5 protein-coding genes are annotated in these 18,196 nt (G+C 64.4%); 4 read left to right on the top strand and 1 reads right to left on the bottom strand.

Features of this window, described 5'->3' with window-relative positions; all coding sequences use genetic code 11:
• The first annotated feature begins 257 nt into the window (after positions 1-257).
• The 4 genes from nirB (at position 258) to CHC01_RS18505 (ending at position 5,738) form a co-directional block, all read left to right on the top strand.
• A complete protein-coding gene (nirB, locus tag CHC01_RS18520) occupies positions 258-2,735 on the top strand; it encodes a nitrite reductase large subunit NirB (protein WP_089265760.1) in 2,478 nt (825 codons plus the stop codon).
• 2 nt (positions 2,736-2,737) lie between these two features.
• Positions 2,738-3,082 carry a nitrite reductase small subunit NirD gene (gene nirD, locus CHC01_RS18515; RefSeq protein ID WP_374725601.1) on the top strand — a complete coding sequence of 115 codons (345 nt, stop codon included), beginning with the start codon at positions 2,738-2,740 and terminating at the stop codon, positions 3,080-3,082.
• 47 nt (positions 3,083-3,129) lie between these two features.
• Positions 3,130-3,951, top strand: coding sequence for a formate/nitrite transporter family protein (locus CHC01_RS18510; protein ID WP_089265759.1), 822 nt, complete (start codon positions 3,130-3,132; stop codon positions 3,949-3,951).
• A 68-nt stretch (positions 3,952-4,019) separates the two neighbouring features.
• A complete protein-coding gene (locus CHC01_RS18505) occupies positions 4,020-5,738 on the top strand; it encodes a bifunctional protein-serine/threonine kinase/phosphatase (RefSeq protein WP_089265758.1) in 1,719 nt (572 codons plus the stop codon).
• A 5-nt stretch (positions 5,739-5,743) separates the two neighbouring features.
• On the opposite strand, the gene CHC01_RS18500 is transcribed toward CHC01_RS18505, so the two are convergent.
• Positions 5,744-18,103: a filamentous hemagglutinin family protein gene (locus tag CHC01_RS18500; RefSeq protein ID WP_089266223.1), complete on the bottom strand. Its 12,360-nt coding sequence runs from the start codon at positions 18,101-18,103 to the stop codon at positions 5,744-5,746.
• Between the last annotated feature and the right edge of the window lie 93 nt (positions 18,104-18,196).

Below are 18,196 nucleotides of genomic sequence, written 5' to 3'. Positions count from 1 at the left end.
ACAGCCGAGCTCATTTAGAAATAGTCGAAAAATCAGAATGTTAGACGACAGGTACGTTGGCACGCCATTTGCTAATAATATCTACGTCAATGATGACCGCCGTCCGCCGGATGCTGAAACCGCTGCTGGTTTCAAGCGCAGGGACACAGCTCGCTTCCTGATTGTCAGGTGCGAAGCGGTCATCGTGACTCCATCCCTACCGGGTTTGGTGTGCGAGTTCCTGTTTCCGATCGACAGCGGTCCAAACAGGTTTGCACATGCTCGATCAACCAAATGCAAAGAAGCTGAAGCTAGTCATCCTCGGCAACGGCATGGCCGCCGGCCGCGTCATGGACGAGCTGTTCGCACGCGCACCAGACCGCTACGACGTAGTGGTGTTCGGCGCGGAGCCGCGTGTTAATTACGACCGCATCATGCTGTCGCCGGTGCTCTCCGGCGAGAAGGCATATGACGACATTCTGATCCACACCGATGAGTGGTACGCGACCAACAAGGTTGATCTCAGGCGCGGCGAACTCGTCGTCGCGATCGATCGCGTTGCGAAAACCGTCACCACACAGTCCGGCGCGGTCGAAGCTTATGACACGCTGATTATCGCAACCGGCTCGAAGCCGATCCTCATTCCGGTACCGGGCGCGGAGCTGCCAGGCGTCGTCACCTATCGCGATCTCGACGACGTCAACTTGATGCTCGATGCAGCCGGCAAGGGCGGCCACGCTGTCGTCATCGGCGGCGGCTTGCTCGGCCTCGAGGCCGCAGCCGGCCTCGCCATGCGCGGCATGACAACGGCCGTTGTCCATCTGATGCCAACACTGATGGAGCGCCAACTCGATCCCAACGCCGCCTATCTGTTGCAAAAGGCAATCGAGGCGCGCGGCATCGAGGTGCTGACCGGAGCCAACACAGCAGCCATCCTCGGTGACACATGCGTCGAGTCAGTCCGGCTCGACGATGGTCGGACCCTGCCGGCCGATCTCGTCGTGATGGCGGTCGGCATCCGCCCGAACACCGCACTCGCCAAGCTCGCCGACCTCAACGTCAAGCGCGGCATCGTCGTGGACGATCATCTGCGGACCAGCGACAACAACATCTATGCGGTCGGCGAGTGCGTCGAGCATCGCGGCCAGTGCTACGGCCTTGTCGCGCCCCTGTATGACATGGCGAAGACCCTCGCGGCGACCCTCGCCGGCGAAACCGTGGACGGCTATATCGGCTCGACCACCTCGACCAAGCTGAAAGTCACCGGCGTAGATCTGTTCTCGGCCGGCGATTTCGCCGAAGGCGACGTCAAGGATGAGATCGTGCTACGCGATCCTGCCCGCGGCATCTACAAGCGTGTCGTCTTGCGCGACGACCGCATCATCGGCGCGGTGCTCTATGGCGATACGGCCGACGGCTCGTGGTATTTCGACCTGCTCAAAAAGAACGTCGATATCGGCGCCATGCGCAACGCGCTGATCCTCGGCCAGGCCTATCAGGGCGGCGTTGCACTCGATCCGGTCGCTGCTGTCGCGGCGCTGTCCGACGATGCCGAAATCTGCGGATGCAACGGCGTGTGCAAGGGCGCGATCACCCAGGCGATCGCCGCCCACGGCCTCACCACCCTCGACGATGTGCGCGCCCGCACCAAGGCATCAGCGTCCTGCGGCCAGTGCACGGCGAAGGTGGAATCGCTGCTCGCGGCCACGCTTGGCGACAACTACTCCGCCGCCGGCCGCAAGCCGATGTGCAAATGCACTGACCTCACCCATAGCGAAGTCCGTGGCTTCATCCTCTCGAAGGAGTTGAAGTCCGTTCCGGCCGTGATGCAGGAACTGGCGTGGAAAACCTCCTGCGGTTGTCCGTCCTGCCGCCCCGCGCTGAATTATTACCTGCTCTGCGCGTGGCCGGGCGAGTATGCCGACGATGCGCAGTCGCGCTACATCAACGAGCGCGTCCACGCCAACATCCAGAAGGACGGCACCTTCTCCGTTGTGCCGCGCATGTGGGGCGGCCTGACCACTCCTGACGAATTGCGCGCCATCGCCGACGTCGCCGACCGCTTCAAGATTCCGACGGTGAAAGTCACCGGCGGCCAGCGCATCGATCTGCTGGGCGTGCGGAAGGAAGACCTGCCCGCGGTGTGGGCGCAGCTCAACAGTGCGGGCCTCGTCTCCGGCGCAGCCTATGCCAAGGGCCTGCGCACGGTGAAGACCTGCGTCGGCTCCGAATGGTGCCGCTTCGGCACGCAGGATTCGACCGGTCTCGGCGTCAAGCTCGAACGTTTCATGTGCGGCTCATGGGCGCCTGCGAAGGTGAAGCTCGGCGTCTCCGGCTGCCCGCGCAACTGCGCGGAATCCACGGTGAAGGACATCGGCGTGATCTGCGTCGAATCCGGCTACGACATCCACATCGCCGGTGCGGCGGGGCTGCATGTCCGCCAGACCGATCTGCTTGGCCATGTCGATACGGAGGATGAGGCGATCGAATACATCGCCGCCTTCATGCAGATGTACCGCGAGGAAGCGGGCTATCTCGAACGCGTCTGGAAGTGGGTCGAAAACGCCGGCCTCGACAAGGTACGTGCGGCGATCATGGATGATGCCGACAACCGCCGCGCGCTGCTGACGCGCTTCGAAAAATCACAGCGCGCGGTCCGCAGGGATCCCTGGGCCGAGCGCGCCGCCGGCCGCGAACAGCATGAGTTTACGCCGCTCGCAACACTCAACTCGATTATAGCCGTCCCGGCAGAATGAACATGACAATGGTCCCATCCAACGACTTCTGGTTCGACGTCGGTCCACTGCGCGCGATCCCGCAACGCGGCGCGCGCACAGTGAAGACTCCACGGCGCGAGATCGCGGTATTCCGCACCGCCAGCGACGAGGTGTTTGCGCTGGAAAATCGCTGCCCGCACAAGGGCGGTCCACTTAGTGAAGGCATCGTGCACGGTCGCAAGGTCGCCTGCCCGCTGCATAACTGGATCATCAACCTCGATGATGGCGAAGCCTCGGGCGCTGACAAAGGCTGCGCGCGCAGCTTCCCGGTCAAGCTCGAGAACGGCCGCATCTACCTCAATATGAGCGTCGCCGCCGCCCCATAGGCGCACGCACGTCAACCGAACCCCGCTCCAAAGAAAGTTTTCAAGTAATGGCCTATCTCGTCCCTTCGGAATTCGTGACCAAGATGGTGGATGCCGGCGAGTCCAAGATCTTCATGTCCACGCGCGACACCATCATCCGCGCCTTCATGGCCGGCGCTATCCTGGCACTCGCCGCGGTGTTCGCTGTCACTGTCACGGTGCAAACAGGCTATCCGATCATCGGCGCGATCCTCTTCCCGGTCGGCTTCTGCATGCTCTATCTGCTGGGTTTCGACCTGCTCACCGGCGTCTTCGTGCTGACGCCCCTGGCATTGCTTGACAAGCGCCCCGGCGTCACTGTCGGCGGCGTGCTGCGCAATTGGGGGCTCGTCTTCGTTGGCAACTTCATGGGCGCGATCATCGTCGCCATCATGATGTCAATCGTGTTCACCTTCGGCTTCTCGACGCCCCCAGACAAGGTGGGTCAGGTGATCGGCCATATCGGCGAAGGCCGCACGCTCGGCTATGCGCAGTATGGCGCAGCCGGCATGCTGACGCTGTTCATCCGCGGCATGCTCTGCAACTGGATGGTCTCAACCGGCGTGGTCGGTGCGATGATCTCAACAACCGTCAGCGGCAAAGTCATCGCGATGTGGATGCCGGTCATGGTCTTCTTCGCGATGACTTTCGAGCATTCGATCGTCAACATGTTCCTGTTCCCTGCCGGCCTGATGCTCGGCGGCAAGTTCACGATCATGGATTACATCATCTGGAACGAGATTCCGACCGTGCTCGGCAACCTCATTGGCGGCCTTACCTTCACCGGCCTAACGCTGTATGCAACACACATCAAGACAGCTCCGAAGCGCGTTGCTAGTCTCGCCCGCTAGGCCCCGCAATCCTCGCAACACGACGCCCCGGCTTCTCCAGCTGGGGCGTCATTTTATTAGTGTGACCCATGCCGCGTGAATTGACGATTTCGATCGGCCAGCATTCGGACAGGGGCCGCAAAGACACCAATCAGGATTTCCACGGCGCCCTGATTCCGACCGAGCCGCCGTTGAGCCTCAAAGGCATTGCCGTCGTCATCGCCGACGGCATCAGCAGCAGCGCGGTCAGCGGCGAAGCCAGCGAATCTGCGGTCAAATCGTTTCTCACTGACTATTACTGCACATCCGAATCCTGGTCGGTGAAGACATCGGCGCAACGCGTCATCGCTGCGACCAATTCGTGGCTGCAATCCCAGACCCAGCGCGGCCGCTACCATTACGACAAGGATCGCGGCTATGTCTGTACGCTGAGTGCAATGGTGATACGCGCACGCGCAGCGCACCTCTTTCATGTCGGCGATTCCCGCATCTATCGCGTATCGGACCGCGCACTCGAGCAACTTACCACCGACCATCGCGTCGTAATCTCATCCGAGCAGAGCTACCTCGCCCGCGCGCTTGGCGTGAACCCGCAAATCGAGATCGACTATCAGGTGCTGCAGATCGACGACGGCGATGTCTTCATCCTCGCCACCGACGGCGTCTATGATTTCGTCAGCGCGCGCTTCATCACTTCGGCGATCGCCGATCACGCCGACGATCTCGACGCTGCCGCGAGGCTGATCGTCGACGAGGCCTATGCGCAGAACAGCCCGGACAACCTCACCGTGCAGATCGTACGGATCGATGCAGTGCCGGACGGCGAGGCCAGCGACATTCTGATGTCGCAATTGCCGCTGCCGCCCCTGCTCGAAGCTCGCGAGGTGTTCGACGGCTACAGGATCGTGCGCGAACTGCATGGCAGCAGCCGTAGCCACATCTATCTCGCGATCGATCTGGAGAGCGGCGAACAGGTTGTCATCAAGATTCCGTCGATCGATCTGCGCGACGACCCGGTCTATCTCAAGCGGTTCATGATCGAGGAATGGGTGGCGCGGCGCATCGACAGTCCGCATGTGCTGAAGCCGTGCCGACAGTCGCGCAAGCGCAACTACCTCTACATCGTCGCCGAATTCATCGAAGGCCAGACGCTGAAGCAGTGGATGCTCGACAATCCGAAGCCGGATTTGGAAACCGTGCGCGGCATCATCGAGCAGATAGCACGCGGCTTGCAGGCGTTCCATCGGATGGAGATGATCCATCAGGACATTCGGCCAGACAATATCATGATCGACAAGACGGGCACGGTGAAGATCATCGATTTCGGCTCCACCCGTGTCAACGGCGTTGTCGAAGCTGATTCACCCGGCAAGCACAGCGACATTCTCGGCACGCCGCAATACACCGCACCCGAGCTGTTTCTCGGCAAGCGCGCCACGTCGAGTTCCGACCTCTATGCGCTTGGAATTCTGACCTATCAGATGCTGTCCAGGACACTGCCTTACGGAGCGGAGGTCGCGAAGGCGACGACGGCCGCACAGCACCGCAAGCTGCGCTATCGATCTCTGCTCAACGATGCCAGCGATATCCCGGAATGGATCGACGGCGTGTTGCGCAAGGCGGTGCACCCCGACCCGGCGAAGCGCTACGACGAACTCTCCGAATATGTTTACGACCTGCGCAATCCGAAGGCGGAGTTTCTCAACCCTCCGATCGTGCCGCTACTTGAGCGCAATCCGAACATGATCTGGAAGGGCCTGTCCTTGCTGCTCACCATAGCTGTCGTGGTCTTGCTGGCGAGGCGCTAAAGGCATCATCGCCGCCGAAGCTTCTCACGCTCCTCTGTAGTCAAGATGCCCGCCTCTGCGTCGCTCAGTTCGCCATAGCCGGCGATCTGCACAGCGCTGCGATCGTTGTAGGCGTCACGCACCTGCGGCGGCTCCAGCATGCCCCGGCGGTCGTCACGCTTGCGCTGTTCGTCGTGCTCGGTGTCACCACCGCCACCATAGCCGAGCACCTCGACGATGATCACCGATGGACTGGTGTTGGCCGCCTGCTGCGGCGTCGCTGTCTGCTGCGTCGCCGCAGTGGCGTTGGAGGTCGATAGCGCTGCAGTGATGCTTGGCGCCTGCACCGTCGGAATGCCGGATGACGATCCCTGCACCTGGATGTTGGCGGCGTTGACGATCTGCAATGCCGCGAGGTTAATATTGCCCGAGACGCGGATGCCGGCTTCGCCTGCATCGATGGTGCCGAGCGGCGCGATCAGGTCGATATCGCCGGCCTTTACTTCCGGGATCGGGTTGAGCGTCGCGATGCCGGCGCCCGACGACGGCACCGTCGGTGACAGCGTGACATTCCCGTAGATGTCGTAGACCCGCTTCGGCGGCGTATAGACCACCGTGGTCTTGGCACCGCGGCCGGCATTGATGTCGCCATTCGCCGTCCATGCGATGATATTGCCGCCGAACGTCGTCATGATGCGCGACAGGCCGAGCAGCACGCTGCCCTGGCTGTAGATCTGGATGTTGCCTCTGCCCTGCGTCACCAGGCCGGCGGTCGCCGGCGGTGCGATGCTTTCGACGCCGACCACCAGCTTGCCTGATGGTGTCAACATCTGGATGTCGCCGCCGAACAAAGTCTGCACGCCGGAGCCGCCGAACATGGTGATATCGCCCGACGCGTCCGCAGCACCGGGGAACAGCGCTGCGATGGCGGCACGGCCACGCAGATAACTGCCGTAGCGCGTGCTGGTCGTGTCGTTGTATTCGCGGCCGCCGGCGGTGAGTTCGGCGAAATAGACCTGGCGCAGGAAGATCTGCTGCTGCTCCGGCGCCAGTGCAACGAACGCGGCGTGGGCCTCGGCATCAGTCCCCACAAAGCCATAGCGTTGCTGCAGCCACGCTGCGAGTTCTTTCTCGTAAGTCCTGGCGACCTTGCCCGAGCCTTCGAGCGGCGTGCCCGCCGGCACCAGATTAGCCGGATCGAGATAGCGCAGCAGTGCGTCATAATCCGGCCCCTTGGCGCCGATACCGGCCAGCATCGCGACGCTGGCGCCGGGACGGTTGTCGCCCGCAACCACGGGGCCTACGGAGACGACGCTGGCCTTGTCGTCCATCAGGATGTTGCGGCCGGCCGAAATCTGCAGCGTGCCGGGGCCGCCGATATTGAAGCTGCTATAGATGATGTCATGTCCGGCCTGCACCAGCGAGACGTCGGTCTCGGAATTGTGCACGAACAGGTTGCTGGTCGAGGAGAAATAGGTTTTGTAACCTGCCCCCAGCCCGTCCTCGGTGACGCCGAGCGCGGTACCACTGCCGACGATGTCGCGGTCGGCCATCATGCGCACCGGGCCTGCGCCCTGATACCAGACCTGCCCGGCCCGCGTCGGATCATTGGCCGCAAACGTCACGGTGCGGCCGCTGCTGACGCCGACCAGATCGCCGCTGACGGCGTAGAACCGCGCCGGATCGAGGTCGCCCCATTCGGCGGTGGCGGTGTTGGGCCCGAAGGCGAACAATGGAAGGATGCCCAGGCTCTCATAGGCCACGTTGCCGGTCGCCGACAGATTGCTGAACTTGGTCCCGCCAGTGACCGCTTCGACCACGGTGAAGGCCGGATGGAACGGCGTCGCCAGCGACGACGCCGATGCACTCGATCGGGCCACGGTGTAGCCGCCCGCATAGATCGATCCCGAGGCCAGGAATTCGAGCTTGCTGTTGGCCGAAGGCGCCAGCAGCAGCGGCGCGTAGACGGTCGTAACCGGGGCGGAGCGATCGGAGATCGCATTGCCGTAGTAGAAGCTGCCGCCGGCCGCGACCGCAGTGAGGATCGACGGATACATGATCGCCGAGTCGGTAGAAGGCAAGAAGGTGCCGAGGCTGACCGGCACCAGGTCGCCGCCCGCGGAGAACAGGTTGATGGCGCTGCGATCCGTCCATAGCGAGAACCAGCTGTTGCCGCCGGCGGCGCCGGTGCGGCCGTAGGGTGCGTCGATCATCGTGGTTACGCGGCCGGGATCGCTGGCGCCGGACAGCACCAGGTCGCTGCCGCTGCTCAACGTGAAGGTCGAATCGCCAGGCGCCAGAACCAACCCGCCGAAGGCCAACGCCCGCGACGGATTGAACACGTCAAAGGCCCTGCTTTCGCGCGGCGACTGGTCGATGGGCTGGACGCCATAGGTCGGGCTCACCATGCCCAGCGAACCTGTGGCGATCCTTGTATCGCCGCGCAGGTTAGTGACCGTGCCGTTGAGGCTGGCGTCCTTGTACAGCGAGGCCGGGTTCAGCTTGCCGCCGACCCGCAGGTCGAGGTCGCCGCCGCCGGTCAGCGTCAGGCTGCCATCGGCGCCGACCCGGCCAGTGCTGCCCACGGCGAGCACGAGACCCTGGGTGCGCTGGTTGGAGAACTGATCCTGGACGTCCACCCGGGTCGACGTGATGTTGTTGTTGCCCATCAGCGTGACGATGCCGGCATTGCCGACGACATCGACGCGGAGGTTGCCGCCGCCCAGGGTGCCGAAACCGGTGAAGCCGATCAAGGTGTCGGCCCTGACCTGGCTGAGGATCGATGGCGAGACGTAGCTGCCGAAATTGATCGACCAGGCGGTGGCCTGATCGGCGCCGCCGCCCAGCGTAGCGCCGGTGCCCTGCCGCCACAGCCAGTTGCCGATCGCCGCGCTGTTGTAGCCTATATCTTTCGCGTTCGGGCGACCGACCCCGTTCGTGTAGACCGGCAAGGTCATCAGATTGCCGGTGAGATCGCCGCCCGCCTTGATGGTCAGGTTGCCGCCGCCGGTCGGATACCAGGCGCGCGCCAGGCTGTCCGCCCCGCCATCGACGAATTTCTCGTAGCCCTTGTTGAGGTCGCCAAGCACCGTGCCCGAGGCGGTTCTGACCCGGGGCAGATTGTACGGATCGCTGGAGTTGTTGGTCGTGGTCGAGGACGTGCCGGCGGTGTAGACGCCGTACAGCGTGCCCATTTGCACATTGCCGGATGCGATGAGGTCAAGGTCGGCCGCACCTGTTCGAACGACGCTGAAACGCGTGCTCCCGGGCAGATAGTCGAAGGTGGGATTGGCGGACAATTCGCAGACCATCGGATCGTCCGAACAAATGGTGGTCCCGAAGAAATCATAGTCGACCGGTTTGCCGACATAATCCGCGGGGTCACCGTCGGCAATGTAGCTCTCCCAGCCGTAATAGGTCAGGAGGATGCTCTCGGGGGTCGGCTTACCATACAGTCCGTAGTGATTGTCGGCGAGCACCAGATTGCCATGCTCCGCGCTCGGATTGATCAGGCGGCTGTCGGCCGCGCCAGTATCAGCGCCGGCCACCAGCCGCACCGACCACGACTGCGAACCTTCCGGCAGCATCGCCGCCGCGCCGTATAATTTGCCGGCCGCACCGGGCCGCAAGTCGACCGACGTCAAGCCGCCGGGCAGCAGGACATTGGTGCCCGAGGGCAGCACCGCGCCAAGCGGCAGCGCGAGATCGCTGCTCAGCGTGCCCGCTACGAGCAGCGCGACACCCTTCGGCCAGATCATCGCCGCCAGCGACGCGGACCCCGGCAGCTTCATGCCGGCATCGAACTGCGTGCCGGCCGGAAGCGTGACGGGCGCAGTGACGATCGAACCCGCCGCGAACAGCAACGTGCCGAATTGATCGCGCACATTGGCGCTCAGCACGGTTCCTGCGGCGAGATCCATCGGCGTGCTCAATGAGCTGGCCGTCGGGATCACCGTGCCCGCAGCGTAAACCGCCGCCTGCATCGGCAGATCGAAATTCAACGCCTTGCCGCCGATGAATGTGGTGCCGGTCGCGAGCACCACGCCGGTGCGCGGAATGGTGATATCGGCGCCGGTGAATTCCACGCCGGGCAGCAGCAGCCACCCCTTGTCGTCCTGCGTCGCCGGCGGCGCTGTGAAGCCGTCATTGATGCTGCCGTAAATGGTGAGATCGCCGCCGGCGCGCAGCGTCAGCGCGCCCGCTTCGCCCGAGCCGTCTCCGGCGATGCCGGTGAGCTGTGAATACGGGTTAAGGCTGGCAAAGCGGTAACCGGACAGGTCGAGATCGCCCTGCACGACGAGATCGCCATCCGGCGTCTTGCTGACGACTTCGACGCCAGGCCGCAGATGGAAGGCATCGCGATAAGTTGCATTATTGAGACCCGCGAGCTTGCCGTTGACAAGCGCGGCGTTGAGGAGCGCCGCATTGATGAAATCGTTGCTTTCGGCATGTTTGCCGTCGAGCCACGTCTGATTGATGAACTGATAGAGCCGCCCGTTGGCGGCGGGATCCGCTGCGTAGGGTGCATCGTCGTAGCTGCGCATCGCATTGACGACGATCGAGCGCGCGCCCTGGATGATCGGCATGCCGCCGACATCGATATCGATATCGCCATAGGTCGCCGCGTCGGCATCGGTGACGTTGCCGCTGCTGCCGATCCGCGGCGCGTTCAGCTCCAGCGTACCGCGGGCGAGACCATCGTTCTGTCCCGCCGCCGAGCCCACCGCCGCATTGGTGCCGTGCCGCAGATCGATGCGTGCACCCTGCGCCAGCGTCAGCCGGCCGTTGCCCGAACTGAGTTCGACGATGGCGCGGTTCGGACTGTCGATGATCTTGCCGTAACTGTCGACCCGTAGCACCGTGCCGTGGGCATCGAGTACCGCCGATCCCGTCAGCGTCAGGCCGCGCTTCGCAGCGAGGCGAATAGTGCCGACGCTCTCGCCGCTGGCGTCGATGGTCCCAGCCACCGTGAGCACGCCGTTGTCGAGCGAGACGTTGACCTCATTGGCCTTCAACTCGTTGCCGATGGTGAGATCGCCCTGCTTGATCTGGAAGCTGCGTGCGCCATAGACGCCGCCGGCATTGAGACGCGTATTGAGCGCGGCGAAATCGCCGAGCGTCTGCGCGCGCACGGTGGCGCTGCCGGCGCGATACGGCACCAGCGTGCCGCCGGCATCGTAGCGGCCCTCGGTGGTGCCGAGGATCGCACCTTGCAGATCGACCGTGCCGGCCGCAGCATCGAGCGCGAGCGCGATCGCGGTCAGGCTCCCGGCATTGTTGAAGCGCGCCGAAAGATCGATCACCGAGCCCGATGCCTGACGGACATTGCCGGTGCTGCTGTCGAGCGTGACGTCGCCGCCCCAGCTATATTTGCTGACATCGTTGAACACGACCTCGCGGCCGGCAACGTCGATCCGCGACGCGCCGGTCAATGTGATGTCGCCAGTCGCCTTCAACGTCAGCTTGCCGCTCGGCAGCACGATCGCGGTATCGAGCGTGATGCTGGCGCCGCTCAGCGTCAGTTGCGCGCCGAGCGTGTCGGTGGCGACCGCGCCAGCGCCGACCAGCCGCAGGGCGCCGCCCGCCGTGATGCTGTTGACCGAGCCGCCCTCGCCGGTCACCAAAGGTGCGGCGATGGTGAGGTTGCCGCCGCTATAGCTGTAGCCCTGCCCGGCCACATAGGTGCCGCGCGATTGATAGGCCGACAGGGTGCCTTGCTGGTTGGCGCTGACGCGGTCGGTCGCCGACAGATTGACATTGGCGAAGCCGAGCGCCAGCCGGTTGTCGATATCGTTGCCGCTCGGGCGCGAATTGGGGCCGTAGCCGAACACGATGCGATCGGCCGCGATGTTCAGCGTACCGTTGCCGGTACCCGCACCATTGGCGACGAGTTCGCCCGGCGTCAGCGTCGATCCCCGCCAGATGAAGTTGCCGGTGCGGATGGTGGCGACATCGCCGGCGGCGCCGGCGCCGTAAATTGCCGGGGCGCTGAGTACCAGATTGGCCAGCGTTGATTTGCCGGTGGCGGGATCGACGGTGTCGAGCGTGACGGTGCCAAAAATGTTGACGGCATTGGACGTCGACAGCGTCAGCGTCTCGAGCCCCGGCGCGCCGTAGCGCGTATCGCCGCGCAGCAGGCGGTCGAGCAATGCCTGGTTCATCGACAGCCCGCTCGGCAGGATGTTACGCGCCGCGGCGTCGTTCAGCACGGCGCTGTCGCCGAGATTGATCCGGCTGACCGAGAGCGTGAGATTGCGGGTGCCGTAACGTACGGCGTCGTCGAGCTGGAACTGGTTCGGCGTCACCAGCGCAACGGTGCCTTCGGAGTAAATTTCGGTCTGACCGCTGCAATTGCCGCTGTCACAGACGCCGATGCGCACGCCACTGGCCGTGACAGCATTCGCCGCCGCCGTGTTCGGCACCAGATCGAGCAAGCCATTGGAGACCATCACCTGGTTGCCGGTCGCGGCGTAGACATAGCCATTTCGCGAGTCGTAGGCCGCCGCACCATTGCCGATAGTGTTGATATGGGCGCCCTGCTCGATGACGATCCCGGAGCCGGTCAAGTAATTCCCGCTGTTGGCCATCAAAAAGACTTCCGGCGCCGACAGCAATGAGCCCTGACGGAGATAGATATATTGCGTCGAGTCGTAACTATCGACCAGCCGGCCGCCCTGGCCGTACACGACGAATTGCACGCCGCCGATCACCAGCCGCGACGCGCCGAGTGCGTTCAGCATCGCCGAATCCAGCGACAGGCCCAGGAAGCCGGCCGAAGCCGCCGCGCCGGCAGCAAGAACCTCGATATCGTAGCCGCCGCCGGACGAGGTCGCGACCATCACGGCGCCGCCATAGCCGCCGCTCGCTGCATCGAACCGCGCCGTGCCGTCGAAGCGGAATGCATCGATGCCGGCGCCGGGGTTGAGATTAAGAACCAGGCTGCGCGCATCGACCGGCAGCATCGCCCGCGGCACGCCGCGCTTCACGGCATCGGCCACCACATAATCGGCATAGCTGGTCTCATTGTATTGCGAATAGTTGCGCACGACCGTGGAAGGCGTCAGCACGACCTGGCTGGCGAGGCTGTCCCTGATCGCCGTATTGGCAAAGCCGAGCTGGCCGGACGTGAGGTACGACCCATTGGCGACTGGAACAGCCCCGGCGAGGGCAGTGCGTGACTGCTGTGCGCCGATCTCGATGCGGAACGCGCCGGCCAACAACGCATAGGTCGAGGGCATCAGGGTATAGGTGCCGGCCGGCAGTCCGGGCGTGCTGCCATCCAAGGTGATCTGGCGTCCGACCAGCGGATTGCCGGTGCCGGCATCCGCGCCGACGGGGGCATAGTCGCCCTTGAAATTCGGGACGATCGCATAGACCGCATTGCCCGAGGCGCTGAAAACATTCGCGGGATTCGCGTTGCGGAATGACGTGCGCAGGATATCGACCGAACCGCCGCGACCGCTGATGAAGCCCGCACCGGTGAGATCGCCGCCACCGGAGAGGTCCAGCACCGCGCCGGAATCGACGATGGCGCTCTTGCCGCCCAAGGCGATGCCGATCAGCAAGGTCGTGGAGCCCGCCCCGCCCGCGCCGATCAGCGTCACGTCCTTGCCGTTATATTGGTAGCTCAACCCGTCGACCGTGCCGCCATAGGGCATCACGAGGCCACGCCCGCTCACCGAAGTCAGGCTGCCCGCCAGCAAACTGACGCGGGTGGAGTTCGACCCCTCGTACTGGCCGGTGCCGATCGTCAGCTTGCCGAGCGGCGCGCGAACGACGCCGGCCTGCTCGACAAAGGCGGCCGCCAGGATGAGGTCGCCGAACACCGAGTACGGCACCGTCGGGATCTCGGCCGAGGTCGCCTCGATGCGCAGAATTCGCGCGGGATCGTAGCCGATCACGCCATTCACGGTGTTTTGCCCGACCTGGACCTGCGCGACCGTGCCGGTCGCCGGATAGACCTGCGCCGCGCGCAGGGTGATGCTGCCGGGGCTGAGCAGCGACGTGGTGATCGCGCCAACGACCGGCACGCCGGGCACCGGCCGCACGCCCTGCAGGAAGCGCAGGTCGCCGGCGCTTGCGAGGCGCGTAATTCCGAAATTCAGATTGACGGTGTCGCGAATGTCGATCAGATCCGCCGCGACGTTGAGCTGAACGTCGTAGCGCGTCGGCGCTGCGGTGAAGACCGGGGTACGGGACTTCTGCGCATCCGGCTCCTTGTAGACATAGTTGATCTGCGCCAATCGCGCATAGGCGGCCGCCAGCGAGATCCGCGCATCCTGTGCACTCCCGGCGACCGGCATCACCATGTCGCTGTAGAGATTGAGGCTCTGCCCGACACGGAGGCTGACATCGCCGTCGAAACCGATGGCGCTGCTCATCACCGACAAATTGTCGAAGCCGCCATTCGCCACGGTGTCGGCGCCAAGTCGTCCGTAGCCATAGGCCAGGGCCGGATCGGCCGCACCGGCCTGCAGACCGGCGCTCAATACCGACTCGCCCTGCAGATCGGCGATCACGATCCGGCGCAATGCGCGGTAGGCCGGATCGGCAAGCGGAACATTCACCGGATCACCGCTGGCGATGCGGTATTCGAGCATCTGCAGCGAGATATTGAGACTGCCGCCGGCGGCACCGGCACCACCCGCGCGGGCGATCATGGTGCCGTCCAGGAACAAGCCGTTGTTTGATACCAGCGAAATGCTGCCGCCATTGCTGGCGACATCGACCGCGCCACGCCCGGAAATGTCGAGCGTTGCCGCGGCGCCCGATGCATCGAGCACGGCACCGGGCCGCACCACGATGAAGTTATTCGAGGACGTCGCCTGCCCGAGCGCGCCGTCGATCTCGCCGCCAATGACGATGCTGCCGCCATTGGCGACCACACCGTAGCGTCGACTGCGCGCATCGCGGGCAGTCACGGCCTGTGCCGCCACATCCAGCCGTGCGGCCTCTCCGATCCAGATCGAACGGCTATTGGTGGTGGCCGCAACTTTGTCGGCCTCGGTCGTGATCAAATCGATGGTCTTCAGCGCAATGCTGCCACCTGCCGCGTGCAGCGAACCGTCCACCGTCAACTGGCCGGCACTGCTCAGCGTAATGACGTTGCCGGGATCGACATTGATCGCCGCATTCTTGCCAATGCTCAGATCGACCGACGGCAGATCGCTCGCCAGCAACTGATTATTGCCGGCCTGCAGGGTCAGGCTGGCGCCGCCGCGCTGGGTCAGCACGCCGGTCGATGAATTCTCCGCATAGAGTGGCGGCGTCCAGACCTGAAGTCCGGATGGCGCGCCGAGCGCAAAGCGGTAGACCGGCATCGTGACATCGACGGCTGCACCTTCGGTCATAGCCAGGCTGCGGTTGCCGATGATCATATAGGCAGCGAAGCCTCTGGCGAAGAAATCCGTCGCCAGCACCAGCGTGCCTGTTTCCGGGACGGCGGGCGCATCCCCGATCACCACGCGACCGGCCTGCAGCGTCAGCGTGCCGCCACCACTCATGCCGTAACCGCGTACGTCGCCCGCCACAATGAGTTCGCCATCGCCACCGACGCCGTTGGCATTGGCCTTGAGCGTGACATTGCCGCCGCGGCCGCCCTGGACCTTGCCGTTGCGCAAGATGCCGCCCGACGACACGTCGATCAGGGCCTTGTCCTCGAGCACCACGTCCTGCGTGGATTGCAGCGACACCGCGCCGCCATTGAGATATGCGAGTGCGGTCGGGTCCGCGCCATCGGACGCGGCGCTGCGCAGTCCGCTGAGATCGAGCGTGGCGCCCGTGCGCACCGCGATCCTCGACGTACCGTTCAGCGTCAGCCCCTGGGTGCCGACCACCGACGAAGTGAACACATTAGTGGCATTGATCGCGCCGCCATGAGCAGTGACGTCAGCCTTGATGTCGATCACCGGCGCGATCAGATCAAGTATCCCGCCATCGGCCAGCGTCAAGTCGCCATCGATGACGATCTTGCCGCGGGTGCCGAGTTGCAGGCCGCCGAGCCGCTGATCGCTGAGGCGATCGGCGTCGAGCCACACCGTGTTCGTACGCTCTGCGGGAATCACGTCGCCTGCGGCGATGCCCTTACCCACATCGGCGATGTCGCCGATCCGGACATTGCTGGTGTAGAGATTGGTTCGACCAAGCGCGGTGTATTGCCCGATCCCCAACGTGCCGGCGACCGGTGCGGCGTTCTGCACCTGCTTGTAGCCGTCGGCGACGGCTGCCGCGCGTACGCTGTTCTGGCGCTCGCCCGCGATGACGTCGGCAATGATATCAGCCTCGAAGATCGCCGTCGGCGTCGACAGGTTGAGCCGGCCGGCATCGCGGCCCACAGTGTAGGCTTCCTCGTAACGCCAGCTCGACGACCGCGCCAGCGGTGATGTCCAGACCTCGGTGAGCTGATCCGACACCTTGCCCTGGATGTTATGCGTGCGCACGAAGCCGCCGGCGGCGGCGACGAACTTCATATCGGCGGGCGCATTGTCGAAACTGTAGATACGACCATCAATGCCGATCAGCCTGGTCGTATAGATCCGCCCGCCCTCATAGCTCACCGCGCCGCCGGAGATATCGAACTTTGCGCCCTGCTGCGCGACCACTTCCGGAGCCGACAGCGTGATGGTGCCGCCGAGCGCCGCCCATTCGCCGATGGTGTGGGCGGTGTTGGCGAGATAGCCGCCGAGTTCGAGCAGGCCGCCCTTGGTGTAGTAGCGATCACCGGCATAACCGCCGGTGCCCGCGGGCACCAGAACGAGATCTCGGATGTCGATCCAGACATTCTTGTTGATCAGCGCGCCGCTGTCGCGATTGACCGGCGAGTCCCTGAGTTCGTTGCCCTGGACGTTGACCAGCACCTGGTTGGCCGACATCGGCCGCACCGCGCCCCGCACGCCGGAGACGTCGATGCTGGCGCCGGTTTCGGCGAACACCCGCGTGCCGGCGCTGACGGCGACCTGGCCGCCCTGCGCCATGGTCTGCGACTGGTTGCGGAAATTGACCACGCCGCCGGTGACGATCTCGATACGGGACTGGTCCTGGCGGTCCGCCAGTATCGACAGGTTGTCGAACGCCCCCGTGGCGCTGCCGGCGCGCAGCAGATTGGCCGCCGACGACGATGCGATCAGTGCATCGCGCTGGCTGTCGAGTGCAGTCTCACTGCTGTCGAGTTCGGGCAGGATGGCGGTGACGCCGCCCGCGCCCAGCGTTACGCTGCCCTGGCGGTCCGCCGCCGAATTGAGCAGATGGATGGTGCCGCGGGTATTGACCGACGTGGTGACCAGCAGCACGCCGTCTTGCGCCAGCGTCCGGCCCGCCAGCGTGATATCGCCCTGCTGGGCGAAGATCAGACCGCTGTTGCCGACACGGCCGCTCTGGCTGCCGGTGCCGATGGCTGTCGATATCTCGATGCCGCGCGTCGTCGATGTCGCATTGCCCTCGGTGCCGAAGCCGCGCCGCAGGATGAAGTCGTCACCGGCCGCAAGCAAGGTCTGGCCCTTCGGCGTCGATATGCTGCCGGCGTTCTCGACCTGCGAGCCGATCAGCAGCACAGTGCCGCCGCCCGAGGTCACTGACGATGGTGCACGCGTGCTGATCGTGGCACCAGCCTCGACGACGACCTTGCCGCCCGCAGCGGTAAAGCTTGGCGCGTAGATGTTGCCGGTCTGGGTGCTGTAGATGCCGTTGGTGCGGAACTGGGTGTCGGCGATATCGGCGGTCGATGCGATCAACGACCCGACATTGACCTGGCTGTTGCCGCCGAAAATGATGCCGCTCTGATTGATCACATAGACATGACCGTCGGCCTTGATGGTGCCGAGGATCTGGCTCGGCGCTGTGGCGTTGTTGACGCGGTTGAGCGCCACCCAGTTGGCGTTACCCTGCTGGTCGAAGGTCAGCGTGGTGCGCGCGCCGACATTGAAGCTCTGCCAGTTCAGGATCGCCTGTGGCGTGGTCTGTCTGATGCCGACCTGAGTCTGGCCGCTCGCATCGACGCTCTGCGTCGGCGTATTGGCGCCGGACCATCCCGCCGGGATATTCGGCAGCAGACCACCGGCGCCGAGGCCGTTCGGCACATGGACCGGCGCCGTCAGCGAGGTCTGCCCTGCGGCGGCTGCGGCGCGTGCGGTCGCCTGTAGTGCCTGCATGTCCTGCAAGGCGCGCGCTGCAAGCGCCAGCGAACCCTGTGTCTGCCGTGCCACCGCTGCGGCCTGCTGCGCCGCCAGCGCGGCGGCATCAGAGGCGATGTTGGGCGCCGACACCACGCCGCCGCCGCTGCCGTTCAGAGAACGGGCGTAGACGAGATCCGGCGCGGCGAGAACCAGCGCCAGCGTACTCGCACCCGTCAGCACCAATCGCCGCGACAACTTCCGGCTCGCGAACGACATCGCCTCTGCTGATTGACCCGACAGCTCACCATACTCGCTGGACCGGAATTTCCTGGAACGAAAGCCGGCTTTTTCAAACACCATGAAAATAAC

Origin of the sequence: Tardiphaga sp. OK246 (assembly GCF_900188215.1) — a bacterium.
Classification (GTDB): Bacteria; Pseudomonadota; Alphaproteobacteria; order Rhizobiales; family Xanthobacteraceae; genus Tardiphaga; species Tardiphaga robiniae.
Note: the sequence above shows the minus strand (reverse complement) of the source record. Positions and strands in the feature narration are given on the sequence as shown.

Excerpts from the sequence above, each read along its gene's own strand:
- nirB (WP_089265760.1), top strand. The coding sequence starts at position 258 with ATGCTCGATCAACCAAATGCAAAGAAGCTGAAGCTAGTCATCCTCGGC.
- CHC01_RS18505 (WP_089265758.1), top strand. The coding sequence starts at position 4,020 with ATGCCGCGTGAATTGACGATTTCGATCGGCCAGCATTCGGACAGGGGC.
- nirD (WP_374725601.1), top strand. The coding sequence starts at position 2,738 with ATGACAATGGTCCCATCCAACGACTTCTGGTTCGACGTCGGTCCACTG.
- CHC01_RS18510 (WP_089265759.1), top strand. The coding sequence starts at position 3,130 with ATGGCCTATCTCGTCCCTTCGGAATTCGTGACCAAGATGGTGGATGCC.
- CHC01_RS18500 (WP_089266223.1), bottom strand. The coding sequence starts at position 18,103 with ATGTCGTTCGCGAGCCGGAAGTTGTCGCGGCGATTGGTGCTGACGGGT.